Source organism: Mycobacterium sp. E3251 (genome assembly GCF_001666835.1).
GTDB lineage: Bacteria > Actinomycetota > Actinomycetes > Mycobacteriales > Mycobacteriaceae > Mycobacterium.
Genome location: NZ_LZJF01000141.1, coordinates 116,672 through 139,953, shown reverse-complemented (window position 1 = coordinate 139,953; position 23,282 = coordinate 116,672). Strand labels below are relative to the sequence as shown.

The following is a 23,282-nucleotide window of genomic DNA, read 5'->3' as shown; positions in this document are numbered from 1 at the left end:
TCGCGCCAACGAATCGTCGCAAGCGGTCGATGCGCCCGGCCCGGCATTGTGGGCTACCCGATGGCTCGCTGAGGGGGCGATCCATCCGGTAGCCCAGTGGGCCTTGGTCAGCCGGCGGGCGGCCGATCAGAGGCGGCGCGGTGACTGCCGACCTGGCCGGCCTCGTGAGCGACTGCCGGTTGGTCTGAGGATTCAGGCTCACCCGTTTGCTTTTCCGCCCCGGGGTCAAGGCTGTCGGCACGGTTCCATTGCTCACGGAGCTGCTCGCGCGATGTCGCGACCTCGCCTTGATGCTCGGCTGCCCGCTCTTGCAGCCGTGCGGCCTCGGCGGCCTTGACCTCCGCCTCGGCTTGCGCCGCGCGAGCCTTGGCGGCCGTCTCCTGCGCCAAGGCTTCCCGCCGCTCAACTTCGGCCGTGGCCAGCCTCGCTTGTTCGCGAATCTCCTCGGCCTGTCGCTGCCGCCGACGGCGCCGCATGCTGTTGAGCGCGACGACCGCGACGAGAATGAGCAAGATCGCCGCCGCGGCGACCACGATCCAGGTAGTGCTGCTATTCATCCTCGGCTCCCGTCAGATCGGTTGTCGCCTGTGCTGGGCACGGGCTCGTAGCAGGGTCCCCGTATTTGGCGCAAGTAAAACAACCGACTTCGGCCGCGGCCGCGTGCCGGCTGAATGGCGCCCGCCCTGGCCGCTCACTTGGGTGCTACGGCGCTGTTCCTCGTTGCCCACCCTCGCGCCAGTGCCCTTGCGAACCGGACGGGTCGTCGGGGATTACCCGGAAGACGGGGTAGCGCGCGGCGATGCGCTCGAATTCGGCCAACGGGGCGTTGCTGCCGAGCGGAATGTGGGGGCGCGCCCCGGGTGCGACCGCGACGTAGCGGCGCAAGATCGGTGCGCGGGCATCGGTGCCAACGTCAAGCAGGTGGACCGGTTCCGCCTGCCTACGGCGCAGGACGGCCCTCCCGCCGGCGGCACGAACATTGCGCACCCAGTTCGCGTCGTTGCCGAGCATCGACACCAAATAGCGCCCGCCTTCGTAATCGACGACGACCACCGGCACCGAAACCACCCGTCCGGACCGCCGTCCAAGCACCTCGAGGGTCATCGCCCGCGCCGGGGAGAGAATGCCGGCCGAATACTGCAGTGCGGACAGCCGATTCAGCACTCTGGCCGGAAAGCCGGGCCGCCCACCCCGATACATCCACCGCTTGACGCCGTACAACCAGTCGACAACCACGCTGATCGTCATTACATGAAGTCGAGCGCCTCCACGGTCGCGATCGGGCCCTCGTGGGTCGGCCGGTTCGCGCCGCCGATGCAGTAGACGGTGTTGCCCACCGTCGCCACCACCTCGGCGTGGCGCGCGGTGGGCATCGGCGGCAGGGTGCTCCACTTCGCGTCGGCGATGTCGTACATCTCGACGACGTTCAGCACCATCGTCGGCTCCTCGCCGCCGACGACCACGATGCGGCCGTCGATGTAGGTCGCGCCGTAACTCCCGCGCGGGGTCGGCATGCCGACCAGTTTGGTCCAGTTGCCCGATTGCGGATCGAACCGTTCGTTCGCCGAGGAGTTCTTGTCGGCCGAAAGGAACCTACCGCCGATCGCGTACACGTAGGTGCCATCCGACACCGCGGCCAGATGTTCGCGCGGCGTCGGCATGTCGGCGGCATCCTGCCACGAACTGCCGTCGAAGACCTCGGTCTGCGGGACGACCTGTTTGGCGTTCTGGCCGCCCACCGCGACGAGCTTGTCACCCACCACCGCCGCGGCCGGTGCCGCACGCGCGTGCGTCAGATGCGGCAACTCGACCCAATTGCCGCCGCGCAGCGCGAACACCTTGTCGGACGCGTCGGCCAGCTGATCGCTGGCACCGCCGAGCACCACCACCTCGCCGCGATAGGCCGCCGCCGCCGCGTGATGCAGCGGGATGGGTAGGGGCGGCCCGGTCTGCCAGGCGCCGGTCTGCGGGTCGTAGCTCTCCACCGTCTGTAGCGCGACACCGTTGCGCAGGCCGCCCACGATCCAGATCTTGTCGTTGACCACAGCCCATGCCGTCATCAACCGGGCGGTGGGCGCGTCCGGCAGCGTGCGCCACTGAGACGCCGGCTGGATCCTGCGGGCCGGCAGTTTCAGGGCTTCCGCCGACGAGGTGAGCTGGCCGTCGCCGACGGCGGTCGACCCACCGATCGCGTACACGGATTTCTCCACCGCGTCGACGGCCATGCCGTGTCGCGCGGTGGTCATGTCGGGCAGACCCGACCACGTCTTCGTCATCAGGTCGAAGGCGGAGACGCTCTTGAGGATTTGCCCGGCCGACACGCCGCCGACCGCGACCAGGCGCCCGTCGACGATCGCCACGCCGAGGTCGCTTCGCGGCTGGCTCAGCGCGGGCAACGGCGTCCACGTCTTCGCGGCCGGATCGTAGGCCTCGACCGTCGCCAGATCCGTGGAGCCGCTGGCGCCGCCCACGGTGTACACCAGCTTTCCGTCCGAGGCGGCGGCCAGCATCTGACGCGGGGTCGGGATGGGCGCGCCAAGGGTCCAGGTGTTGCCGTCGAACACCTCGGTGGTGTTCAGCAGCGCGCCGCTCGCGTCGACCCCGCCCGTGACGATCAGGCGGTCGCCCACCACGGCCGCCGCTGCGGCCGCCCGGGGCTGCAGCAGGTGCGGAAGCTCGACCCAGCGGCTGTTGACGACCCGCCAGACCTGGTCGGTGGCAACGGGTTTGCCGCCTTCGCGCTTCCAGCCGCCGAGGACGACGGGGTTGCCCTGCCAGGTGACCGCCATGGCGTGCGAGACGGGGACGGGTAGGTCGTCGCCGCCCTTCCAGCTGTCGATGACGGGGTCGTAACCCTCCTGCAGTCCGGTCAGCGCGCCGTCGCTGCGGATACCGCCGAAGATCCAGATCGTGCCGTCGGCCTGCGTGGTGGCCGCCGCGTCCCGCGAGATGCGCGCGTTGGTGATCGGCTTCCACTGCATGGGCGGCTGCGCGGTCGGTTGGCCCGACGTACCCTTCGACCCGGCGTTGTTGTCCGGCGAGAGGGCAAAATAGATCCCCCCGGCTACCAATAGCACGGCCGCCGCGACCGCGCCGGCCGCCAGCGCGATGCGGTTCCGCTTCTTCCCGGGCTCCGTGAACCAAGCCGCGGCCCGGTCCCTCGGACTACGCGGCGGGCCCTGGGCGCCGCCGTTTCGGCCCGGCGGCGGGGCTGCGTTAGGCGGCCGCACCTTCGGCTGGGTCGCCGGTGCCTTTCCTCCGCGCAACAAGCTGGCCAGCTCGGCGGGCGCCGGCGGTGGAAGCGCCGCGGTCTCCAGCGCGTGATCGCGGCCGAGCGGAGCGCTGATCGCGGAGGTCGGGTCGTCGTGCCCACCCGGCCCACGCGTCGGCGCGGGCATGCTCGATGTGTTCAGGGCGGACGGCCGCGCCACCTCGCTGTGGCCGCCGGGTGGGACCGACGCGGCATACGGGACGTCCCCCGCCACGGCCGAGGGACGTCCGGTGATGGCCATCGCGTCGGGTTTCAAACCATTGGCGCGCTGGGCGGCCTGCAGTTCGCGGCCGAACTCCTCGGCCGAGGCGGGCCGCTCGGCCGGGTCGATCGACATCGCCCGCTCGATCGCCGAGCACACCGCGTCGGGGATGCCGTCGGGACGCATGTCCGGGATCCCGGTGGTGCTGATCCGCAGGTACTGCGCGATCAGGTCTTCGCCCTTCTTGCGCTCGTGCGCGGCGTTGCCCGCGATGAGTGCGTAGAGCGTGGCGCCCAGCGAATACATGTCGGAGGCGACCGTGGCGGGATTGCCCGTCATCACCTCGGGCGCGGTGAAGTCGATGGTGCCGGAGAAGAAACCGGTCGCCGTCTCGTATCCGCCCTCGATGTGGGCGATCCCGAAATCACTGAGCTGCGGCTCGCCGTAATCGTTCACGAGGATGTTCGCGGGCTTGATGTCGCGGTGCAACGTGCCGGTTCGATGCGCGGTTTCCAGTGCGCCGCAGAGCTTTACACCGATGTGCAACGCCTCGGGCCACGCGACGGGCCCCTCCCGGCGCAGCCGGACCGCCAGCGAATCCGCCGAGTGGTAGGGCATCACGATGTAGGGCTTGCCGCTCGGGGTGACGCCGACCCGCAGGATGTTGACGATGTTCGGGTGCCCGGAGAGCCCGCCCATCGCGTAGCCCTCGCGGAGGAACCGTTCGCGGCTGTCGTCGTCGATGTGCGACGGCAGCACCTTCACCGCAACGCTTCGGCCGAGGGCGGTTTCGTAGCAGCAGTAGATGACCCCCGCCCCGCCCCGAGCTACTTGGCGCGCGTCCTCGAACCCCGCGGCCGCCAGCTCCGCGGCGATGCCGCTCGGTACCGGCGCGACAGTGTCAGGCCGGGGCTCTTCAGGCATTTGCTGGCGCTCTACCCTCCGCGAAAGATGTGACGGGCGAGCTCAAGATTAGCGCTCAGAACCTCGCGGGTGTGCCTTTCGGCAACCTTGGGTTCACCCGGCCGCGATCCGGCCGGAGAAAGTTAGCCGAGAACGCCGTTCGGGCGCACTCAGCCGTCGATGGTCGGCGGGCCCTGATGGGGCCGTTGCAGCTCGGCGAATTCCGGAACCTCGGCGATGGTGAGCACGGCCTCCAGCAAGCGAATACCGTCCCGCTTGTTCGGTGTTCGGGTCAGGACAGGGCCGGAGAACGCGTGGTCATCGATCGCGATGATCGGGCTGCCGGCCTCGTCGCCCAAGGCGTCCTGGCTGGCGTGGTGCGCCCGCTTGACCGCTTCGTCGAAGCCGCTATCGTCGAGCGCTTCGGCGAGCTTCTCCTCGAGGCCGTTCTCGGCGAGGGCTTCGCGGATCGCGGCTGCGTTGAGTTCGTCGCCACGCACGTGGATGCGTTGACCGATCGAGTCGTAAAGGTCCGCGAACGCGTCCGGCCCCCGCTCCGCGACGGCCGCGGCGAACAGGCGTCCCAACCGCGTCGACCGGTCCATCATGCGTTGCTGTTTCGCGTCGGCGTCCTGGCCCTCGTTGAGCACCGCCAGGCTCATCTGCCGCAGGGCGACCGGCGTGTGCGTGGATTGCGCGGCGTCGCGCAACCAGCGCGCGGTCACCCAGGAGAACGGACAGACTGGGTCGAGATAGAGGGCTATGTCGGGCACGGGTTCCTCCTTCGAACCGGGGCTTAGGGCTAGGGGACGGCATACCCGCTACCCGCCGTCGCACGCCTGGCGATGGCGTTGGCAGCAGAATGGCCCTATGACGCTGAACGTGGGCGAGTACTTCGAACGCATCGGCTATCGCGGCGCCACGGATCCCAACCTCGACGTCCTGCGGTCCTTGGTGAGCGCGCACACCAAGGCGATTCCCTTCGAGAACCTCGATCCGGTGATGGGTGTGCCGGTCGACGACCTGAGCCCGGGCGCCCTGGCCGGCAAGCTGGTTCAGCGGGGCCGCGGTGGCTACTGCTACGAGCAGAACGGCCTGATGGGCTACGTGCTGAGCGAGCTGGGCTTCCGCGTGCGGCGCCTGGCCGGCCGGGTGGTGTGGATGCGGCCGCTCGACGCGCCGTCACCGCCGCAGACGCACACCGTGCTGGCGGTGACGTTCCCCGGCTCCCACGCTTCGTATCTCGTCGACGTCGGCTTCGGCGGCCAGACACCCACCTCGCCACTGCGGATCGAGACCGGCAGTGTGCAACAGACGACGCACGAGCCCTACCGGCTGGAGGACCGGGGCGACGGCCTGGTCTTGCAGGCCCAGGTTCGCGGCGAGTGGCAACCGCTGTACGAGTTCAGCACCCGGACCGCGCCCGACATCGACCTGCAAGTGGGCAGCTGGTTCGTCTCGACGCATCCCTCGTCGCACTTCGTCACCGGACTGACGGCCGCGCGCGTCACCGACGACGCACGGCTGAACCTGGCCGGCCGAAACCTGGCCATCCACCGCGCCGACGCCAGCGAGAAGATCCGCCTGGACGACGCGGCGGCGGTAATCGACACCCTCAGCGCCCGGTTCGGCATCAACGTGTCCGACGTCGGCGACCGCGGCGCCCTCGAGGCTCGCCTCGACAAGATCCTGGACGCTTAGATCCAGGACCCGATCCGCCGCAGGGCCTCATCGATGTCCTCCGTCGGCCCGGCGAACGACAGCCGTACGAACGAATTGCCGTGCGCGGTGTCGAAATCGATCCCCGGGGCGATGGCAACGCCGGTGTCGCTCAACAACTTCGAGCAGAAACCGGTCGAATCCTTGGTCAGGCCGGAGACGTCGGCATAGACGTAGAACGCGCCGTCGGTGGGCGCGAGCCGGTCGATGCCGATCCGACGTAGCCCATCGAGCAGCAGCGCGCGGTTGGTCGCGTAGTGGTGCAGGTTGCCGTCGGCTTCGGCGATCGCCTCGGGAGTGAAGGCCGCCACGCCCGCCAGTTGCGACAGCACGGGCGGGCAGATGGTGAAGTTGCCGGTCAGCCGGTCCACCGCTCGCAGCAGCGCCGGCGGTACCAGCATCCAGCCCAGCCGCCAGCCCGTCATGGCCCAGTACTTCGAAAAGCTGTTGACCACCACGGCGTCTCGTGATGTCTGCCAGGCGCAGCTGGTCTGCGGCGCGCCCTCGTACACCAGGCCGTGGTAAACCTCGTCGCTGATCAGCCGCACCCCGGACGCCTCGCACCACGACGCGATGGCGGCCAGCTCGGACGGCGCTATCACGGTTCCGGTGGGATTGGCCGGACTGGCGACGATCACACCGTGGGGCGGCGGGTCGAGTTCGGCGAGCATCTGCGCGGTGGGCTGGAATCGGGTCTGCGGTCCGCAGGGGATTTCGACCACTTCACATCCCAACGCGGACAAAATGTTTCGGTAGCACGGGTAGCCGGGACTGGCCAGCGCCACCCGGTCACCGGCGTCGAAGCACGCCAGAAACGCGAGCAGGAATCCGCCGGAAGAACCCGTGGTGACCACCACCTCGTCTGGTTCGACCCGAAGCCCATGCTGGCGTTGGTAATCCGCCGCTATCGCCGCGCGCAGCTCGGGGGTCCCCAGCGTCACCGTGTAACCGAGCTCGTTGAGGTGCAGGGCGGAGGCCGCGGCCGCGCGCACCGGCTCCGGCGCCCCCACGCTGGGCTGGCCGGCCGACAGGTTCACCAGGTCGCCGTGGCTGCGCTGGCGCTCGGCCGCGGCCAGCCACACGTCCATGACATAGAACGGCGGGATGGCGGCGCGCAGCGCGACGTGGTCGTTCACGACGTCTCGAGCACCTCGGCTTCCAGGCGTGCCAGCAGTTCCCGTGGTGTGGCGAGCAGATGCGCGCTGCCGTGGGCGCGTTTGAAATACAGGTGCATGTCGTGTTCCCAGGTGATCGCGATCCCGCCGTGCAGCTGGATGCCTTCTGCGGCCGCGGTGCACAGGGCGTCGGTCGCGGCGAGGCGCGCGGTGGCCGCGTTGGTCGGGGTGGGCTCGTCGCACGCGTCGGAAACGACGGCCTTCGCGGCGGCGATCGTGACGTACAGGTCGGCCATCCGGTGCTTGAGGGCCTGGAAACTCCCGATCGGCCGGCCGAATTGCACTCTGTCCTTGGCATATTCGACCGTGAGCTCCAGGCACCGTTCGGCGGCGCCGATCTGCTCGGCTGCCAGCAGGATAGCCGCCGTGTCGGCGAGGCCGGGGTCGGTGCCGATCGGTTCGGTCGCCTCAGCCTTGAGGCGCGCGAGCCGCCGGGTCGGGTCCATGCTGGTGACGGGCTGCGCGCCGAATCGGGTCCACCGGCTCAATTGGCCGTCGTCGACGGCGATTACGACGTCGGCGATATCGCCGTTGACCACATAGTCGGCGTCGAGCACCAGCGCGCCGATCGAGGTACCCTCGGCGAGGCCGCCCAGCGTCTCGGCGTCGGGCTCGGGCGCGGCCAGCAGCGCCAGCTCCGCCAGCGTCGTGCCCAGCAGTGGCGAAGGGACCAGGGCCCGGCCCAGTTCTTGCAAAACCGTTGCGGCATCGGCTAGTTCGCCACCGGCGCCACCCAACTCCTCGGGGATGACCAGCGCGGCGGCGCCCACCTGCTCACACAGCAGCTGCCACAGCGACTCGTCGTAGCCGCGGTCCGACTCCATCGCCGCGCGCACCGCCGCCGGGTTCGCGTGCTTGCCCACCAGGGCCGCGACGGTTTCGCGCAGCATCTCCCGTTCTTCAGTCACAGCGCCTCCTGCACTCGCCGCCGATGCTCCTCGGGCGTACCCCAGGCCGAACGCAATGCCTGCACCCGCAGCAACCACAGGGACAGGTCGTGTTCCTGGGTGAACCCGATCGCGCCGTGGGTCTGCAACGCCGACCGCGCGGCAAGCAGGCCCGCCTCCGACGCCGCCGCCTTGGCCGCGCTGACGTCGCGGGCCTCCAGCGTCAGGGCCGCGCCGTACAGCAGCGGCCGGGCCAGCTCGATCGCGATGTGCACGTCGGCGAGCTTGTGCTTGATCGCCTGATAGGAACCGATCACCCGGCCGAATTGCGACCGCTGCTTGGCGTAGTCGACGGTGTCGCGCAGCAGAGCCTCGGCCGCGCCGACCAGCTGCGCGGCGGAGGCCAGCGCCCCGAACTCGTAGGCGCGCCTGACGTCCGCTGGCCGGGGCTCGCCAGACGCGGTGACGTCATAGAGGCGCCGGCTCGGATCGACCGACTCGTGCTCTCCACCCGGGGTCGCTTCGGCGACGCCCTCGTCGGTGGCCACCAGCACCAGCCCGGCCGTGTCCGCGTCCACCGCGCGCGGCGTCTGCGGCGGCATCGCGACGGTGGCGATGAGCTCACCGGAGGCCAGGGCGGCGCAGCGGTCGTCGTCAGCGAGCAAAACCGGTGCCACGGCGATGGATTCGGCTACCGGCCCGGGCACGCACCACCGGCCCAGGCGTTCGAGCGCGACCACCAGGTCGACCGGATGCGCCTCGATGCCGTCGAACTTCTCGGGGACCGCCAGCGCGGTGACGCCGAGGTCGGCCAACTGGCCCCACACCTTGCGGCCGGGCGCGGTATCGCCCGCCGACCACGCGCGGATCACGCCGGGCAGGTCGGCCGCGCCCAGGGCGGCGTCGATGCTGGCCGCGAAGTCACGCTGCTGTTCGTCTAGCGCAAATTTCACTTCTTGCTCCCGGACTTCTCGCGCGGCAGGCCCAGCAGCCGCTCCGAGATGATGTTGCGCTGAATCTCGTTGGTGCCGGCGTAGATCGGGCCGCCCAGCGCGAACAGCAGGCCATCGGTCCACTTGCCGGCGAGCTCGCCGTCAGCCGCGAGTACGTCGAGCGCGGTCTGGTGCAGCTCCACGTCCAGGTCCGACCAGAACACCTTGGTCACCGACGATTCGGCGCCCAGCTCACCGCCCTCGGCCAGCCTGGTCACCGTGCCGAAGGTCTGCAGCCGGTAGGCCTGGGCCTTGATCCACGCGTCGGCCACCCGGTCGGCGAACGCCGCGGGGGAGCCGCGGTCCTTCCACAGTTGCACCAATCGTTCGGCCGCCGCGAGGAACCGGGCCGGGCTGCGCAGGGACATGCCGCGCTCGTTGCTCGACGTGCTCATCGCGGCGCGCCAGCCCTCGTTCGGGGTGCCGATGACGTCGTGGTCGGGGACGAACACGTCGTCGAGGAAGATCTCGCCGAAGCCGGTGTCGCCGCCCAGTTGCACGATGGGTCGCACGGTGACGCCCTTGGCCTTCAGGTCGAACATGAAGTACGTCAGGCCGTTGTGCCGCTCGGCCGCCGGGTCCGACCGGAACAGCCCGAAGCCCATTTCCGCGAACGGCGCGCGGGAACTCCATATCTTCTGCCCGTTCAGCAGCCACCCGCCGTCGGTCTTGGTCGCGGTGGATCGCAGGGAGGCAAGGTCGCTGCCGGATTCCGGCTCCGACCACGCCTGTGCCCAGATCTGTTCGCCACTGGCCATTTTCGGCAGGATACGGTCCAGCTGCTCTTCGGTGCCGTGGGCGAACAGCGTCGGCGCCAGCATCGAGGTGCCGTTGGCGCTGGCCCGTCCCGGGGCGCCGGCGCGAAAGTACTCCTCCTCGAACACCACCCAGTGCAGCAGTGGCGCGTCGCGACCCCCGTATTTCTCCGGCCAGGTGATCACCGACAGCCCGGCGTCGAACAGCACGCGGTCCCACTGGCGGTGCTGGGCGAAGCCCTCGGCGATGTCGTAGGACTTCGTCGGAATCGAATCGGCGTTGGCCGACAAGAATTCCCGCACCTCTGCCTGGAAGGACAGGGTCTCTTCGTCTAATTCCAGATCCACTTCACGTCCACTCTCGCAGTTGTGGTTTGACCACCTTGCCGCCCGGATTGCGCGGCAACGCGTCGACGAACCGCACCGACCGCGGCGCCTTGAAGTTCGCCAAATGTTCACGGGTGTAGGCGATCACGGACTGTTCGTCGAGGTCGGCGCCGGGCCGGGGCACCACGAACGCCCGGCCGACTTCGCCGAGGCGCTCGTCGGGAACCCCGATCACCGCTGCGTCGGCGACCCCCTCCATCCGGGCCAGCACCTGCTCGACCTCGGCGGGATAGACGTTGAATCCGCCGCAGATGTACATGTCCTTGAGCCGGTCGGTGATGCGCAGGTTGCCGGCCGCGTCGACGGCGCCGATGTCACCGGTGTGCAGCCACCCGTCGGCGTCGATCGCGGCCGCCGTGGCGGCCGGGTCGTCGAGGTAACCCAGCATGACGTTCGGCCCGCGCAGCAGAACCTCACCCGCTTCGCCGGGAGTTGTTGCCGCGATGCGCAATTCGAAGTCCGCGAACGGGCGCCCACAGGTCGTGGCGACGGTGACCGCGTCGTCGTCCGCGCGGCACATGGTGCCCATGCCGTTCGCCTCGGTCAGCCCGTAGGCGGTCAGCACGATGTCGATGTCGAGCTCGGACTGCATTCGCTCGACCAACACGACGGGAACGGTGGCCGCTCCGGTCACCGCGAACCGCAGCGAGCTCAGGTCATAGTCCTTGCGCCGCGGATGGTCCAGCAGCGTCTGGTAGATGGTGGGCGGTCCCGGCAGCACGGTGATGCGGTGTTGCTCGATCGCCTGCAGCGCGCGCAGCGGGTCGAAGGTCAGGTGCGGGATGAGCGTCGCACCCGTCTGAAGGCAGGCCAGGATGCCGGCCTTGTACCCGAAGTTGTGAAAGAAGGGGTTGATGCACAGGTAGCGGTCGTCGTGGGTGATCTTGCCGTTGGCGGCCCACGACGCCGACGCCGACAGCGACTGCCGGTGCGCGCAGAGCACCCCTTTGCTGCGGCCGGTGGTGCCGGAGGTGAACAGGATGTCGCTGACGTCGTCGGGGGTGACCGCGGCGGCGCGGGCCTGGACCGCCGTCGTGTCGGAGCCGCGGGAGATGAAGTCGTCCCACGTTCCGTCATCAGCCTCGATCGGAATCCGCACGATGTGGCGCAGCGCGGGCAGGGCGTCAGGGCCCAAGCGGTCCAGGTCGGCGATGCGATCGTGGCCGAGGAATCGACCCATCCCTAACAGCACGGGCGCACCGGTGCGAGCCAGGATGTCGGCGGCCTCCTCGGCGGTATAGCGGGTGTTGAGGGGCACCATCGCCGCGCCGGCGTGGTGGATCGCCAGGCAAGCCACCACCCAGTGCCAGGTGTTCGGCGACCAGATCGCCACGCGGTCTCCCGCTTGCACGCCGAGGCTGATCAGCGCGGCCGCCGCCCGATGCACCTCGTCGCGCAGGGCGGCCGCCGTGAACGACCGCTCGTCGGTGATCAACGCGTCGTGATCGGGGAGTTGCTGCGCCAAACGATCGAGCGCCGCCGGTACGGTGCGCGGATCGCTCCCCATGGATGCTCCTCTAACAAAGCAAGTGCTTGGTAGGTTAGCCTACAGGGCATGCAGGACGTCGAGGAGTTCCGGGCGGAGGTCCGCGGTTGGCTCGCCGACAATCTGGTCGGCGAATTCGCAGCTCTCAAGGGCCTTGGCGGACCGGGGCGCGAGCATGAGGCGTTCGAAGAGCGCAGGGCATGGAACCAGCACCTGGCCAAGGCCGGCCTGACCTGCCTGGGCTGGCCGGTGGAACACGGCGGCCGGGGGCTCTCGACCGCGCACCGGGTGGCGTTCTACGAGGAGTACGCCAAAGCCGACGCCCCGGACAAGGTCAACCACTTCGGCGAGGAGCTGCTCGGCCCGACGCTGATCGCCTTCGGGACGCCCGAGCAGCAGCAGCGCTTCCTGCCGAAGATCCTCGACGTCACCGAGCTGTGGTGCCAGGGCTATTCCGAGCCCGGCGCCGGCAGCGATCTGGCCAACGTCTCCACCACCGCCGAATTGGACGGCGACCAGTGGGTGATCAACGGCCAGAAGGTGTGGACCTCGCTGGCGCACTGGGCGCAGTGGTGCTTCGTGGTCGCTCGCACCGAGAAGGGCTCCAAGCGGCACGCCGGGCTGTCCTACCTGCTGGTTCCGCTGGATCAGCCCGGGGTCCAGGTCCGCCCGATCATCCAGCTGACCGGCGACTCGGAATTCAACGAGGTGTTCTTCGACGACGCCCGCACCGACGCCAACCTGGTGGTCGGCCAGCCCGGCGACGGCTGGCGCGTCGCCATGGGCACGCTGACCTTCGAGCGCGGCGTGTCCACGCTTGGGCAGCAGATCCGCTACGCGCGTGAGCTTTCCAACCTGGCCGAGCTGGCGCAGCGCAATGGCGCCGCCGAGGATCCCTTCATCCGCGAGCGGCTGACCCGCGCGTGGACCGGGTTGCGCGCGATGCGTTCGTACGCGCTGGCCACGATGGACGTCGAAGGAGGCGGCCGGGCCGCCGGGAAAGATAACGTCTCGAAGTTGTTGTGGGCCAACTGGCATCGCGGTCTGGGCGAGCTGGCGATGGACGTGATCGGCAAGCCGGGGCTGACCTTGTCGGACGGCGAATTCGACGAGTGGCAGCGGCTTTTCCTGTTCACCCGCGCCGACACCATCTACGGCGGCTCTAACGAGATCCAGCGCAACATCATCGCCGAGCGGGTGCTCGGCCTGCCCCGGGAGGTAAAGGGATGAGCCTGTCCGAAGCTCCGAAAGAGGTTGCCGGGCACGGGCTTCTGCAGGGCAAGGTGGTCGTCGTGACCGCGGCCGCCGGCACCGGGATCGGCTCGGCGACGGCGCGCCGGGCCCTGGTCGAGGGCGCCGACGTGGTGGTGTCCGACCACCACGAACGACGGCTGGGCGAGACCGCCGCCGAGCTGTCCGGACTGGGCCTGGGCCGCGTCGAGAGTGTGCTGTGCGACGTCACGTCCAGCGCGCAGGTGGACGCGCTGATCGCGTCGACCACCGCTCGGATGGGCCGGCTCGACGTTTTGGTCAACAACGCCGGGCTGGGCGGTCAGACGCCGGTGGTCGACATGACCGACGACGAGTGGGACCGCGTCCTGAACGTGACCCTGTCGTCGGTGTTCCGGGCCACCCGGGCGGCGCTCGCGTACTTCCGCGACGCGGACCATGGCGGCGTGATCGTCAACAACGCAAGCGTTCTGGGCTGGCGGGCGCAGCACTCGCAGTCGCACTATGCGGCCGCCAAAGCGGGCGTGATGGCGTTAACCCGTTGCAGCGCAATCGAAGCCGTCGAATACGGGGTACGGATCAACGCGGTGTCTCCGAGCATCGCCCGGCACAAGTTTCTGGACAAGACGACCTCGACGGACCTGCTCGACCGGCTGTCGGCCGGTGAAGCGTTCGGGCGGGCGGCCGAGCCGTGGGAGGTGGCGGCCACCATCGCCTTTTTGGCCAGCGACTACTCCAGCTACCTGACCGGCGAGGTCATCTCGGTGTCCAGCCAGCATCCGTGAGCGTCCCTGCTGGCCAAGCAAGCGCTTGGTTGATACGCTGATCGGGTGGACCGAGTGGCCGGTCAGGCAAACAGTCGCCGCGACGAGTTGTTAGAGCTCGCCGCGACCATGTTCGCCGAGCGCGGATTGCGCGCCACCACCGTGCGCGACATCGCCGACAGCGCGGGCATCCTCTCCGGCAGCCTGTATCACCACTTCTCCTCCAAGGAGGAAATGGTCGACGAGCTGCTGCGCAGTTTCCTGGACTGGCTGTTCGCCCGCTACCGAGAGATCGTGGACAGCGAGGCCAACCCGCTGGAGCGGCTCAAGGGGCTGTTCATGGCGTCGTTCGAAGCGATCGAGCATCGGCACGCGCAAGTCGTCATCTATCAGGACGAAGCCCAACGGTTGTTGTCGCAGCCCCGGTTCTCCTACATCGAGGACATGAACCGCCAGCAGCGCAAGATGTGGGTCGAGGTGATCAACCAAGGCATCGACGAGGGCTACTTCCAGCCCGACCTCAACGTCGACCTCGTCTACCGTTTCATTCGTGACACCACGTGGGTGTCGGTGCGCTGGTACCAACCTGGCGGGCCCCTCACCGCACAACAGGTGGGTCAGCAATACCTCGCCATCGTTCTTGGTGGGATTACCAAAGAAGGAGTCTGACATTATGGCTGAGGCATACGTCATCGACGCTGTGCGTACCGCGGTCGGTAAGCGCAACGGATCGCTGGCCGGCGTGCATCCCGTGGACCTGGGTGCCCTCGGTTGGCGTGGGCTGCTCGACCGGGTCGACGTCGACCCCGCCGCCGTCGACGACGTGATCGCCGGCTGCGTCGACGCTATCGGCGGGCAGGCGGGCAACATCGCGCGGCTCTCGTGGCTGGCCGCGGGCTACCCCGAAGAGGTTCCCGGTGTCACCGTCGACCGGCAGTGCGGCTCCAGCCAGCAGGCGATTTCCTTTGGCGCCCAGGCGATCATGGCCGGCACGGCAGACCTCATCGTGGCCGGCGGTGTGCAGAACATGAGCCAGATCCCGATCTCGTCGGCCATGACCGTGGGCGAGCAGTTCGGGTTCACCTCGCCGACCAACGAGTCGAAGCAGTGGCTGCACCGCTACGGCGACCAGGAGATCTCTCAGTTCCGCGGCTCGGAGCTGATCGCCGAGAAGTGGAATCTGTCGCGCGAAGAGATGGAGCGCTACGCGCTGACCAGCCATGAGCGCGCGTTCGCCGCGATCCGCGGCGGTCACTTCGACAACGAAATCATCACCGTCGAAACGGAATCCGGGCCGTTCCGGGTCGACGAGGGTCCGCGTGAGTCGTCGCTGGAGAAGATGGCCGGGCTGAAGACGCTCGTCGAGGGCGGCCGGCTGACGGCGGCGATGGCCAGCCAGATCTCTGACGGCGCCAGCGCGGTGCTGCTGGCTTCCGAGCAGGCCGTGAAGGACCACAAGCTGACTCCCCGCGCGCGCATTCACCACATCAGCGCCCGCGCCGCCGATCCGGTGTTCATGCTGACCGGGCCAATCCCGGCCACGCGGCACGCGCTCGAGAAGGCCGGGCTGTCGATCGACGACATCGACACCGTCGAAATCAACGAGGCGTTCGCGCCGGTGGTGATGGCCTGGCTCAAGGAGATCAAGGCCGACCCGGAGAAGGTCAACCCGAATGGCGGCGCGATCGCCCTTGGGCACCCGCTGGGTGCGACCGGCGCCAAGCTGTTCGCCACCATGCTCAACGAACTCGAGCGCATCGGCGGCCGCTACGGCCTGCAGACGATGTGTGAGGGTGGGGGCACCGCGAACGTCACCATCATCGAGCGGCTGTAGGGCCCGGCGCCCTTCGTCGGGTGCCGCGACACTGAAACCACGCACCCGACACGCCGTAAACGGTGTGCGTGGTTTATGTCTCGACGAACGGCGCCGAGCTCAGTTCGGCGACGAAGCGTCTGACACTTTGAGGTAATGCGCGATGCCGAGTCGGGCGAACGTGCGTTTGCGGTCGGCCGACAGCATGGGCAAGGCCGCCTCGGCGTCGATCACCTCGGGCTGCGCGACGTCGTAGCTCTCGCCCTGGCAGGAAATGCTCGCCCGCCCCGCGGCGAGGACGTTCTGCAACCAGTCCACTCCGGTGCCGTAAGGCAGCGGGATGACGAACCCGCTGGCCGTCCGGTCAGCGACGACCGGCGTGGCGAACTGCTTGCCCGACCGCCGGCCGGTGTGGTGGATCACCGACGCATACCAGTGTTTGCGCCCGGCCAGGCGCAACATCAGCGGGTTGAGCAGGTATCTGTTGGAAACACGGATCGCGCCCAGCAACGGCTTGGGCCACGCTTCAGGTAATAGCGCACTCATGACTCCACGATGATCGCGGACCCGCGCCTAAGCCAGGGTCTTTAGTCGCCGGATTCGATCAGCGCGGATGCCGCCTGTAGGTGCTTGATCGCGTCACACACGATCGCGTCGATCAGCTCGGCGCATGATGGCAGGTCCTCGAGGATGCCGGCGACCTGGCCGGAAGCGAGCACCCCGGCCTCGGTGTTGCCCTCGACCAGACCGGCCTTCAACAGCATCGGGGTATTGGCCGCCATCACCACCTGAGACCAGGTCAGCTCCTTGCCGTGGCGCATGGCCATGCCGTCGCGGATCATCGACCGCCAGGTCATCTGCGACATGTGCTTGAACTTCGCCGCGTTGCGCACGGCCGCGGTGAGACCCCGCACCGGCGAACCGCTTTCCAGCCTCTCGACCAGCCCGGTGCGCAGCACCCGGTGCGGCATGCCGTCCACCCGCGTGGTCACCACCGTGCCGTCCAGCGCCGCCTCGAGGTAGCGCCGCTTGACCGCTTCGGGCACGGTCGAATCGGAGGTCAGCAGGAAGCGGGTGCCCATCGCCACCCCGGCGGCGCCGTAACTCAGCGCGGCCGCCAGCCCGCGCCCGTCGAAGAACCCGCCCGCCGCGATCACCGGGATGCCGGTGCCCTGCACGGCGTCCAGCACCGACGGCAGCAGCAACGTGGTGGCGACGGGTCCGGTGTGTCCGCCGCCCTCGCCGCCCTGCACGATCATCGCGTCGGCGCCCCAGGCCGCGACCTTGCGCGCGTGCTTGGCGGCGCCGATCGACGGGATCACCACGGCGCCGGCCTCTTTCAGCCGCGCGATCAACTCCTGCTTGGGCGCCAGCGCGAACGACGCCACCTTCACGCCCTCGCGGATCATGAGATCGACGCGGTCACCGGCGTCCGCGGCGTCGGCGCGGATGTTCACCCCGAACGGTTTGTCGGTGGCGACCTTGACCTTTCCGATGGCCGTCGCCAGCTCGTCCAGCGTCATGGTGGCCGAAGCCAGGATGCCCAGGCCGCCCGCGTTCGCCGTGGCGGCCACCAGCCGGGCGCCGGCCACCCAGCCCATCCCGGTTTGTACCACCGGATGCTCGACACCGACCAGCTCGGTCAGCGGCGTGCGCAACTTCATCAACGTATCTCTCTGTCGCGCAGGGACTTCGGATCGATCACCTCGCGGATCAGGTGGAGCTCGTCGTCCGTCGGCAGTCTGGTCTCCCCGGCCTCGTCGACGCCATGCACGTCGAACGACGTGGCCTCGCGAACGTCGTCGGGTGACACCCCGGGATGCAGCGTCAGCGCGCGCATCGTGTGGTCCGGGCCGCCGAAGTCGAACACGCCCAGGTTGGACACGACCCGATACGTGTTGGCGAAGCGGAACGCCGGATTGTCCGGGTCGACCTTGTCCCAGCCGATGCCGCAGACCACGTCGACGGTCTCGCAGAACACCCGCTTCGAGTGGTTGCCCACCCAATAACTGGTCGCGTGGTTGATCGCGTTGCCGGGCGCGCCACGCAGGCCGAACATCTGCCTGGTCGGGTGTTGCAGTGGCCCGAATGCCGAGATGTTCTGATTGCCAAACCGGTCAACCTGATTCGCGCCCATCACCACGTGCCGGCGCCCCCAGGCGAGGGTCTCGAACACCCGGCCGAACGGCATCCAGCCCTCGACGGGTCCGGTCTTGCCCAGGGCCGGGGTATCGGCCAGTAGTTGCGCCTCGCCATCGGTCAGCAAGATGTCGGGCGAAAAGGTCAATCGCGCCAGCCGCGCACCGACGGAGGCCATGTTCGTCATCGGGCTGACCATTATTTCGCCTGCGTCCCTGAACAGTTCGGCACAGGCGACTGCGCAGACCTCGGCGCGGGTGTTGCTCACTTTCCGGCCTCCTCTGCGAATGCGCGAACCGCAGCCTGGTAGTCGTCCTCGCTGCCGGACAAATACGTCTGGACGAACTTCTGCCAGCCCTCGTCGGTCGATGCCGCCTCGGCGTAGTGTCGCTGGAACTTCTCGTCGCGGCCGTAATCCGGCGCGGCGGTGGTGAAGTGGGCGCCGCCGGGCGCCTCCACCACGGCGTCGACCATCATCCGGTTCACCAGCAGGGCCTGCGGGGGAACGGCCTTGACCAGCTCCTCCGTGGAGACGACGCGCTCCACCGACAGGAAGCGCTTGTCGGCGGACATCAGGAACAGGTCGTCGAAGTAGGGGTCGATCCCGGTGTAGGCCGCATTACCTTGGCAGTCACCGAGATTGAGGTGCACAAAGGCCGCGTCCAGGCGCAGCGCCGGCATGGCGATCAGCGTCTCGTTGCCGCCCTCGGGTGCCGGGTAGGGGCTGGTCACGGTCTGCAGCTCGCCCTCCCAGAAGTCGGGGACCGAGCTGCCCAACCCGGCCCTAATCGGCAGGAACGGCAGGCGTTGCGCGGCGGCTTGCAGACCGCACCGCAGCATGCCCTCGTCCATTTCCCGGGCCTCGATGGCGCCGCTGGTGCGCGCCTTGGCGAACCACGGGTCGTAGAAGGGTGGGGAGTCCAGCGAGACGAAGCCGTAGTAGGCGCGTTTGACCTTGCCGGCCGAGCACAGCAGGCCGAGGTCGGGTCCGCCGTAGGTGACCACGGTCAGGTCCTTGACATCGGTGCGCAGCATGGCGCGCACGAACGCCATGGGCTTGCGCCGGGAGCCCCAGCCGCCGATGCCGATCGTCATGCCGCTGCGCAACTGCCCGACCGCCGCGTCGAGGGTGGTTCGCTTGTCGCTCATTCCTTCTTGCCCTTCGCCGTACCGGCGAACGCATCGCGGTGCTCATCGGCGACGCCGGCCAGATTGAGCTCGAACGTAAACCCTTGCTCCATGCGGTAACTCGAGTTGACCCGCTGCACGTCGATGAGGTTGAGCGCCTCCTTGGCCGCGCGGATGACCCGGGTGTCCTTGGCGGCGATGTCTCGCGCCACCTTCAAAGCGGCCTCGTCGAGCTGGTCGCGCGGCACCACCTCGTGCACCGAACCGAAGTGGCGCAGGGTGGCGGCGTCCACGGTGGCGGCGGTGAAGAACAGCCGCCGCATCATGTGCTGCGGCACCAGCCGGGAGAGGTGGGTGGCCGCGCCGAGTGCACCGCGCTCCACCTCGGGCAGCCCGAAGGTGGCGTCGTCGGAGGCCACGATGACGTCGGAGTTGCCGACCAGGCCGATGCCGCCGCCGACGCAGAAGCCGTTCACGGCGGCGACGACGGGCACCGCGCACTCGTAGACGGCGCGGAAGGCGGCGAAGCAACCGCGGTTGGCGTCGATCAGGGCGGTGAATCCCTCGGTGCGCTGCATCTCCTTGATGTCGACCCCGGCGTTGAAGCCACGGCCCTCGGCCCGCAGGATGACGACGTGGGTCTCGGGGTTCTGACCGGCCGCCGTGATGACGTCGGCCAGTTCGAACCAGCCGCGCGACGGGATGGCGTTGACCGGGGGAAAGTCGACGGTGACCGCGACGATGCCCGGCTCGGTGGTTTTGGATGTGATGGGCACGGTGCCACTTCCTTGTGGGGTAACTACCTAAGCAAGCACTTGCTTGGTACGCTAGCACAGTGACTCGCGCCGAAGCACCCGACGCCATCAACTTGGGGCTGGCCGGGCGGGTGGTCCTGGTCACCGGCGGGGTCCGCGGAGTGGGCGCCGGCATCAGTTCGGTCTTCGCCGCGCAGGGCGCGACCGTCATCACCTGCGCACGGCGGCCCGTCGAGGGCCTGCCCTATGAGTTCCACTCGTGCGACATCCGCGACGACGACGCCGTCAAGGCACTGATCGACTCCATCGTCGACGAACACGGCCGGCTCGACGTCGTGGTCAACAACGCCGGCGGTTCGCCGTACGTGCTGACCGCGGAGTCCAGCGCGAAGTTCAACCGCAAGATCATCGAGCTCAACCTGATTGGCGCGCTGTCGGTTTCACAACACGCGAACGCTCAAATGCAAAATCAGGACCGCGGTGGTTCGATCATCAACATCTGCAGCCTGTCCGGTCGGCGGCCATCGCCCGGCACCGGCGCCTACGGGGCGGCCAAGGCCGGCCTGGAAAGCCTCACGCAGACCCTCGCGGTGGAGTGGGGGCCGAAGGTCCGGGTGAACGCCTGCGTGGTCGGCATGGTCGAGACCGAGCAATCCGAACTTTTCTACGGCGACGCCGAGTCCATCGCCGCGATCTCAAAGAACGTGCCACTGGGCCGGCTGGCCAAGCCTGCGGACATCGGTTGGGCCACAGCGTTTCTGGCGTCGGACACAGCGTCCTACATCAGTGGCGCGTCGCTGGAGGTGCACGGCGGCGGTGAGCCGCCGCACTATCTGGCCACGACGAACGCCAGTGCGATCAAGTAGAGGAGACACGAACAATGGGAGTGGTTGACGGCCGCGTCGTCATCGTCACCGGAGCGGGCGGCGGCATCGGTCGCGCGCATGCGCTCGCCTTCGCCGCCGAAGGCGCCCGCGTTGTGGTCAACGACATCGGGGTGGGTCTCGACGGTTCGCCCGCCGGGGGCGGCAGCGCCGCGCAGGGCGTGGTCGACGAAATCACCGCGGCCGGTGGGGAAGCCGTCGCCAACGGATTCAACATCGCGGACTGGAACGAGGCCGCGGGCCTGATCCAGACCGCCGTCGACACCTTCGGGGGCCTGGACGTTCTGGTGAACAACGCCGGCATCGTGCGCGACAGGATGATGGCCAACACCAGCGAAGAGGAGTTCGACGCCGTCATCGCCGTGCACCTGAAGGGCCACTTCGCCACGATGCGGCACGCCGCGTCGTACTGGCGCGGGCTGTCCAAAGAGGGCAAGACCGTCGACGCGCGGATCGTCAACACCAGTTCGGGTGCCGGCCTGCAGGGCAGCGTCGGCCAGGGCAACTACAGCGCGGCCAAAGCCGGCATCGCGGCGCTGACGCTGGTCGGCGCCGCGGAGATGGGCCGCTACGGCGTCACCGTCAACGCCATCGCGCCGTCGGCGCGCACCCGCATGACCGAGACCGTCTTTGCCGAGATGATGGCAACGCAGGACCAGGATTTCGACGCCATGGCCCCGGAGAACATCTCACCGCTGGTCGTCTGGCTGGGCAGCGCCGAGTCTCGCGACGTCACGGGGAAGGTGTTCGAGGTCGAGGGCGGCAAGATCCGGGTCGCCGAGGGCTGGGCGCACGGACCGCAGATCGACAAGGGCGCGAAGTGGGATCCTGCGGAACTGGGGCCGGTGGTCGCCGATCTGCTCGCCAAGGCGCGCCCGCCGGTTCCGGTCTACGGGGCTTAGGGTGAACTCCCCAGCGCGGTGACCAGGTTGTCGAACACTGCGTTGGGGAACTGTGCCAAAGCCGAGTCGACCTGGCTGAGACCGGTCTGAAGCACGGCATCGATGGTCGCAGCGTTGCCGGTGCGGAACACCTCGTAGATGTCGTACTCGGCTACCGCGATCGATCGTCAGCCGCTGACTTTCTGGCTGGACTGACCGATAGAGGTCTGCTTGTTGTTGTAGTTGACCGTGCACTTGACCGTTGTGTCATAGCTGGTTCCCAAGGGGGGCCACAACATGTCGGTAATCGTACCGGTGCTGTTCGCAGCGACGTCGATGCTTCTATCGACCTCCTGCGGCCCGAATCCGCTGGATTTCGTAGCCGTGTAGCTGCATTTGGCGGGCAGGCTGGAGTTGTTGGTGATAGCCACGCGGGCATTGAATCCATTCCGCGAGATGTTCACCGCGACGGCGTTCGTCGGCGCGCCGCATTGCTGGCCGGCTGGGACGGTGTCGGTCACCGAGCCGGTAGGGCATTTCACCGGAGCCGGATCTCCGGGGCAATTCGAGCCGGGAGGAAGAGTCTTTCCCGCGTCCGGTCCGCCGGTGCATCGCACGGGCAACTGCGCCGGTGCTGGCGCCGGCGCGGGCGCTGGTGCGGGAGGTGCCGCCGCCGCAGGTGGCACATACGTGTAGTCCGACCAGGCGCCGCAATCATCCGTACCTGGGAAGTGCTTGCGACAACCTTGGATCGAGAAGGTCTGCGGCGTCGTACTTGCAGGGATGATAAAGGACGCGGTGTTGTTGCACCCCTTGCTGAGCTCGGGTTGCATGAAATAACCCTTGCCGTTGAGGTGGATCACGTCGCCGGCCTCGTCTCCGTGCACGCGCGGGCACCCGGAGACGATGCAGGTCGGCTCGTGCGGACCGTTGGGCGTACAGGTCACGCTGTAGCCATTCGGCAGCGTGTCGGCGCTGGCGGTCGGCGCCATCAATGGTGTGGCACCGACGATTCCGAACAGACATGCCGCGGCGGTCAGGACTGCGAAACGTTTTGTCACTCGCTTAGCCACGGCAGTGCCTCCCGAAGTGTGTGCGACGCAAGGTCGCACGCCTCAAACTTTTTGCAGCCTATGGCGGCCAGGGTGGCCGGACCAATAAGGGATTTCCCTACACTTTCGGCCAACCCGCGGCGAACTGGTGCCTGCCAGATCAATGCGTTTCCGAAGGATCGGTGACCTCAGAACGAGGCGACTCGCTGTGGCCGCCGTCAAACCATGGCCGGGGTTTACCCGATTTGCGTCCGATCGTGGTCAGCAGCGCCGCCGGGAACCACAGCAACCGGGCGCCACCGGGCATTGGTAACGCGGTATATCGAAATGTGCTCGCGGGCAAAGTATTTCAGCGCTAAGGCGAGACGGCGCGAGTCGCCGAATCCCTGTGGCACGTGTCTGCCGTTACGGGTCGCAGATGACGATGGGGATGACCCGATCGGTCCACGACCGGTAGTCGTCGAACGACGGGTACATGGCGTCCAGCTTCGGCCAGTACTCCGCGCGCTCGGCCTCGGTGGCGTCGCGGGCCTGCAGTTGCAGTACCTCGTCCTTGATCTGCACGGAGACTTTGGGATTGGCCTTGAGGTTGAGGTACCACAGCGGGTGCTTGTCGCTGCCGCCCTTCGAAGCGACCAATACCACCCGGTTCCCTTCGCGTAGATACAGCAGCGGGCTCACCCGCGGTTCACCCGTTTTTCGTCCCGTCGTGGTGAGCAGTGCGACCGGTGCATTCTGGAAGGTGCCGCCGAATCTTCCGTTGCTAAGTCGGTAGATCCACGTGTTGCCCTTGGCCATCCATTTGATGATGAAGCCGACCCAGGGCGCATTCAAAGAGCGTGGCTTCGGTTTAGGCATG

23 protein-coding genes are annotated in these 23,282 nt (G+C 68.2%); 7 read left to right on the top strand and 16 right to left on the bottom strand.

Annotation, left to right across the window (positions count from 1 at the left end; translation table 11 throughout):
• Positions 1 to 107 precede the first annotated feature (107 nt).
• From A5697_RS17455 to A5697_RS17440, 4 genes are all read right to left on the bottom strand, one after another.
• Positions 108 to 557 carry a hypothetical protein gene (locus A5697_RS17455; RefSeq protein ID WP_068011497.1) on the bottom strand — a complete coding sequence of 150 codons (450 nt, stop codon included), beginning with the start codon at positions 555 to 557 and terminating at the stop codon, positions 108 to 110.
• A gap of 145 nt (positions 558 to 702) precedes the next feature.
• The gene (locus A5697_RS17450) at positions 703 to 1,248 is read right to left on the bottom strand and encodes a nitroreductase family deazaflavin-dependent oxidoreductase (protein ID WP_197501042.1); all 546 of its coding nucleotides are present in this window, start codon (positions 1,246 to 1,248) and stop codon (positions 703 to 705) included.
• On the bottom strand, positions 1,248 to 4,397 hold the full coding sequence (locus A5697_RS17445; protein WP_068011496.1) for a serine/threonine-protein kinase: 3,150 nt from the start codon (positions 4,395 to 4,397) through the stop codon (positions 1,248 to 1,250). Before A5697_RS17445 ends, A5697_RS17450 begins: the two co-directional genes overlap by 1 nt.
• Before the next feature lie 149 nt (positions 4,398 to 4,546).
• Positions 4,547 to 5,149 carry a DsbA family protein gene (locus A5697_RS17440; RefSeq protein WP_068011495.1) on the bottom strand — a complete coding sequence of 201 codons (603 nt, stop codon included), beginning with the start codon at positions 5,147 to 5,149 and terminating at the stop codon, positions 4,547 to 4,549.
• Positions 5,150 to 5,246: 97 nt separating this feature from the next.
• On the opposite strand from A5697_RS17440, the gene A5697_RS17435 reads away from it, so the two are divergent.
• The gene (locus tag A5697_RS17435; protein ID WP_068011494.1) at positions 5,247 to 6,077 is read left to right on the top strand and encodes an arylamine N-acetyltransferase; all 831 of its coding nucleotides are present in this window, start codon (positions 5,247 to 5,249) and stop codon (positions 6,075 to 6,077) included.
• Here the strand turns inward: A5697_RS17435 and A5697_RS17430 are convergent.
• The 5 genes from A5697_RS17430 to fadD3 are packed head-to-tail and all read right to left on the bottom strand — an operon-like array spanning position 6,074 to position 11,798.
• The gene (locus tag A5697_RS17430; RefSeq protein ID WP_068011493.1) at positions 6,074 to 7,231 is read right to left on the bottom strand and encodes a pyridoxal phosphate-dependent aminotransferase; all 1,158 of its coding nucleotides are present in this window, start codon (positions 7,229 to 7,231) and stop codon (positions 6,074 to 6,076) included. The genes A5697_RS17435 and A5697_RS17430 overlap by 4 nt on opposite strands.
• Positions 7,228 to 8,178 (bottom strand): acyl-CoA dehydrogenase family protein, encoded by a 951-nt coding sequence (locus A5697_RS17425; RefSeq protein ID WP_068011492.1) that lies wholly within the window; start codon positions 8,176 to 8,178, stop codon positions 7,228 to 7,230. Before A5697_RS17425 ends, A5697_RS17430 begins: the two co-directional genes overlap by 4 nt.
• Positions 8,175 to 9,110 (bottom strand): acyl-CoA dehydrogenase family protein, encoded by a 936-nt coding sequence (locus tag A5697_RS17420; RefSeq protein WP_068011491.1) that lies wholly within the window; start codon positions 9,108 to 9,110, stop codon positions 8,175 to 8,177. The genes A5697_RS17425 and A5697_RS17420 overlap by 4 nt, the downstream gene beginning before the upstream one ends.
• Positions 9,107 to 10,252 (bottom strand): acyl-CoA dehydrogenase family protein, encoded by a 1,146-nt coding sequence (locus A5697_RS17415; protein ID WP_068011490.1) that lies wholly within the window; start codon positions 10,250 to 10,252, stop codon positions 9,107 to 9,109. Before A5697_RS17415 ends, A5697_RS17420 begins: the two co-directional genes overlap by 4 nt.
• Position 10,253: 1 nt before the next feature.
• A complete protein-coding gene (gene fadD3, locus A5697_RS17410; protein ID WP_068011489.1) occupies positions 10,254 to 11,798 on the bottom strand; it encodes a 3-((3aS,4S,7aS)-7a-methyl-1,5-dioxo-octahydro-1H-inden-4-yl)propanoate--CoA ligase FadD3 in 1,545 nt (514 codons plus the stop codon).
• A 48-nt stretch (positions 11,799 to 11,846) separates the two neighbouring features.
• Here fadD3 and ipdE1 point away from each other — a divergent pair, with 48 nt between their 5' ends.
• From ipdE1 to fadA6, 4 genes are read left to right on the top strand one after another with little or no spacing between them, the layout of a single operon-like run.
• On the top strand, positions 11,847 to 13,007 hold the full coding sequence (gene ipdE1 / locus A5697_RS17405) for an acyl-CoA dehydrogenase IpdE1 (protein ID WP_068011488.1): 1,161 nt from the start codon (positions 11,847 to 11,849) through the stop codon (positions 13,005 to 13,007).
• The gene (gene ipdF / locus A5697_RS17400) at positions 13,004 to 13,792 is read left to right on the top strand and encodes a (5R,7aS)-5-hydroxy-7a-methyl-1-oxo-2,3,5,6,7,7a-hexahydro-1H-indene-carboxyl-CoA reductase (protein WP_067949471.1); all 789 of its coding nucleotides are present in this window, start codon (positions 13,004 to 13,006) and stop codon (positions 13,790 to 13,792) included. Before ipdE1 ends, ipdF begins: the two co-directional genes overlap by 4 nt.
• A 45-nt stretch (positions 13,793 to 13,837) precedes the next feature.
• On the top strand, positions 13,838 to 14,440 hold the full coding sequence (gene kstR2, locus A5697_RS17395) for a TetR family transcriptional regulator KstR2 (RefSeq protein WP_156664354.1): 603 nt from the start codon (positions 13,838 to 13,840) through the stop codon (positions 14,438 to 14,440).
• Between the two features lie 4 nt (positions 14,441 to 14,444).
• Complete coding sequence (gene fadA6 / locus A5697_RS17390; protein WP_067949473.1) at positions 14,445 to 15,605, top strand: steroid 3-ketoacyl-CoA thiolase FadA6; 1,161 nt, start codon at positions 14,445 to 14,447, stop codon at positions 15,603 to 15,605.
• 99 nt (positions 15,606 to 15,704) lie between these two features.
• Here the strand turns inward: fadA6 and A5697_RS17385 are convergent, their stop codons facing one another.
• Genes A5697_RS17385 through echA20 form a run of 5 tightly spaced genes read right to left on the bottom strand, consistent with a single transcriptional unit; the run spans position 15,705 to position 19,627 of the window.
• Complete coding sequence (locus A5697_RS17385; RefSeq protein WP_067949475.1) at positions 15,705 to 16,130, bottom strand: nitroreductase; 426 nt, start codon at positions 16,128 to 16,130, stop codon at positions 15,705 to 15,707.
• Positions 16,131 to 16,171: 41 nt separating this feature from the next.
• The gene (gene ipdC / locus A5697_RS17380) at positions 16,172 to 17,248 is read right to left on the bottom strand and encodes a (3aS,4S,5R,7aS)-5-hydroxy-7a-methyl-1-oxo-octahydro-1H-indene-4-carboxyl-CoA dehydrogenase (RefSeq protein ID WP_067949477.1); all 1,077 of its coding nucleotides are present in this window, start codon (positions 17,246 to 17,248) and stop codon (positions 16,172 to 16,174) included.
• Entirely contained in the window at positions 17,248 to 17,991 is a 744-nt protein-coding gene (ipdB, locus tag A5697_RS17375; RefSeq protein ID WP_067949479.1) for a cholesterol ring-cleaving hydrolase subunit IpdB, read from the bottom strand. Before ipdB ends, ipdC begins: the two co-directional genes overlap by 1 nt.
• The gene (ipdA, locus tag A5697_RS17370) at positions 17,988 to 18,872 is read right to left on the bottom strand and encodes a cholesterol ring-cleaving hydrolase subunit IpdA (RefSeq protein WP_068011487.1); all 885 of its coding nucleotides are present in this window, start codon (positions 18,870 to 18,872) and stop codon (positions 17,988 to 17,990) included. The genes ipdB and ipdA overlap by 4 nt, the downstream gene beginning before the upstream one ends.
• A complete protein-coding gene (echA20, locus tag A5697_RS17365; protein WP_068011486.1) occupies positions 18,869 to 19,627 on the bottom strand; it encodes a (7aS)-7a-methyl-1,5-dioxo-2,3,5,6,7,7a-hexahydro-1H-indene-carboxyl-CoA hydrolase in 759 nt (252 codons plus the stop codon). Before echA20 ends, ipdA begins: the two co-directional genes overlap by 4 nt.
• 59 nt (positions 19,628 to 19,686) lie before the next feature.
• On the opposite strand from echA20, the gene A5697_RS17360 reads away from it, so the two are divergent.
• Together A5697_RS17360 and A5697_RS17355 are read left to right on the top strand one after the other, a co-directional pair.
• Positions 19,687 to 20,472 (top strand): SDR family oxidoreductase, encoded by a 786-nt coding sequence (locus A5697_RS17360; protein ID WP_197501041.1) that lies wholly within the window; start codon positions 19,687 to 19,689, stop codon positions 20,470 to 20,472.
• Positions 20,473 to 20,486: 14 nt separating this feature from the next.
• Positions 20,487 to 21,392: an SDR family oxidoreductase gene (locus A5697_RS17355; protein ID WP_068011485.1), complete on the top strand. Its 906-nt coding sequence runs from the start codon at positions 20,487 to 20,489 to the stop codon at positions 21,390 to 21,392.
• Positions 21,393 to 21,559: 167 nt separating this feature from the next.
• On the opposite strand, the gene A5697_RS17350 is transcribed toward A5697_RS17355, so the two are convergent.
• Together A5697_RS17350 and A5697_RS17345 are read right to left on the bottom strand one after the other, a co-directional pair.
• Positions 21,560 to 22,444, bottom strand: a complete 885-nt coding sequence (locus A5697_RS17350) for a hypothetical protein (RefSeq protein WP_156673341.1) — start codon at positions 22,442 to 22,444, stop codon at positions 21,560 to 21,562.
• A gap of 384 nt (positions 22,445 to 22,828) precedes the next feature.
• Positions 22,829 to 23,281, bottom strand: coding sequence for a nitroreductase family deazaflavin-dependent oxidoreductase (locus A5697_RS17345; RefSeq protein WP_067943241.1), 453 nt, complete (start codon positions 23,279 to 23,281; stop codon positions 22,829 to 22,831).
• Position 23,282 lies beyond the last annotated feature (1 nt).

Coding starts and splice junctions, on each gene's coding strand:
- fadA6 (WP_067949473.1), top strand. CDS start 14,445: ATGGCTGAGGCATACGTCATCGACGCTGTGCGTACCGCGGTCGGTAAG.
- A5697_RS17450 (WP_197501042.1), bottom strand. CDS start 1,248: ATGACGATCAGCGTGGTTGTCGACTGGTTGTACGGCGTCAAGCGGTGG.
- A5697_RS17445 (WP_068011496.1), bottom strand. CDS start 4,397: ATGCCTGAAGAGCCCCGGCCTGACACTGTCGCGCCGGTACCGAGCGGC.
- ipdC (WP_067949477.1), bottom strand. CDS start 17,248: ATGAAGTTGCGCACGCCGCTGACCGAGCTGGTCGGTGTCGAGCATCCG.
- ipdE1 (WP_068011488.1), top strand. CDS start 11,847: ATGCAGGACGTCGAGGAGTTCCGGGCGGAGGTCCGCGGTTGGCTCGCC.
- A5697_RS17435 (WP_068011494.1), top strand. CDS start 5,247: ATGACGCTGAACGTGGGCGAGTACTTCGAACGCATCGGCTATCGCGGC.
- A5697_RS17385 (WP_067949475.1), bottom strand. CDS start 16,130: ATGAGTGCGCTATTACCTGAAGCGTGGCCCAAGCCGTTGCTGGGCGCG.
- fadD3 (WP_068011489.1), bottom strand. CDS start 11,798: ATGGGGAGCGATCCGCGCACCGTACCGGCGGCGCTCGATCGTTTGGCG.
- A5697_RS17455 (WP_068011497.1), bottom strand. CDS start 557: ATGAATAGCAGCACTACCTGGATCGTGGTCGCCGCGGCGGCGATCTTG.
- A5697_RS17355 (WP_068011485.1), top strand. CDS start 20,487: ATGGGAGTGGTTGACGGCCGCGTCGTCATCGTCACCGGAGCGGGCGGC.
- A5697_RS17345 (WP_067943241.1), bottom strand. CDS start 23,281: ATGCCTAAACCGAAGCCACGCTCTTTGAATGCGCCCTGGGTCGGCTTC.
- ipdA (WP_068011487.1), bottom strand. CDS start 18,872: ATGAGCGACAAGCGAACCACCCTCGACGCGGCGGTCGGGCAGTTGCGC.
- ipdF (WP_067949471.1), top strand. CDS start 13,004: ATGAGCCTGTCCGAAGCTCCGAAAGAGGTTGCCGGGCACGGGCTTCTG.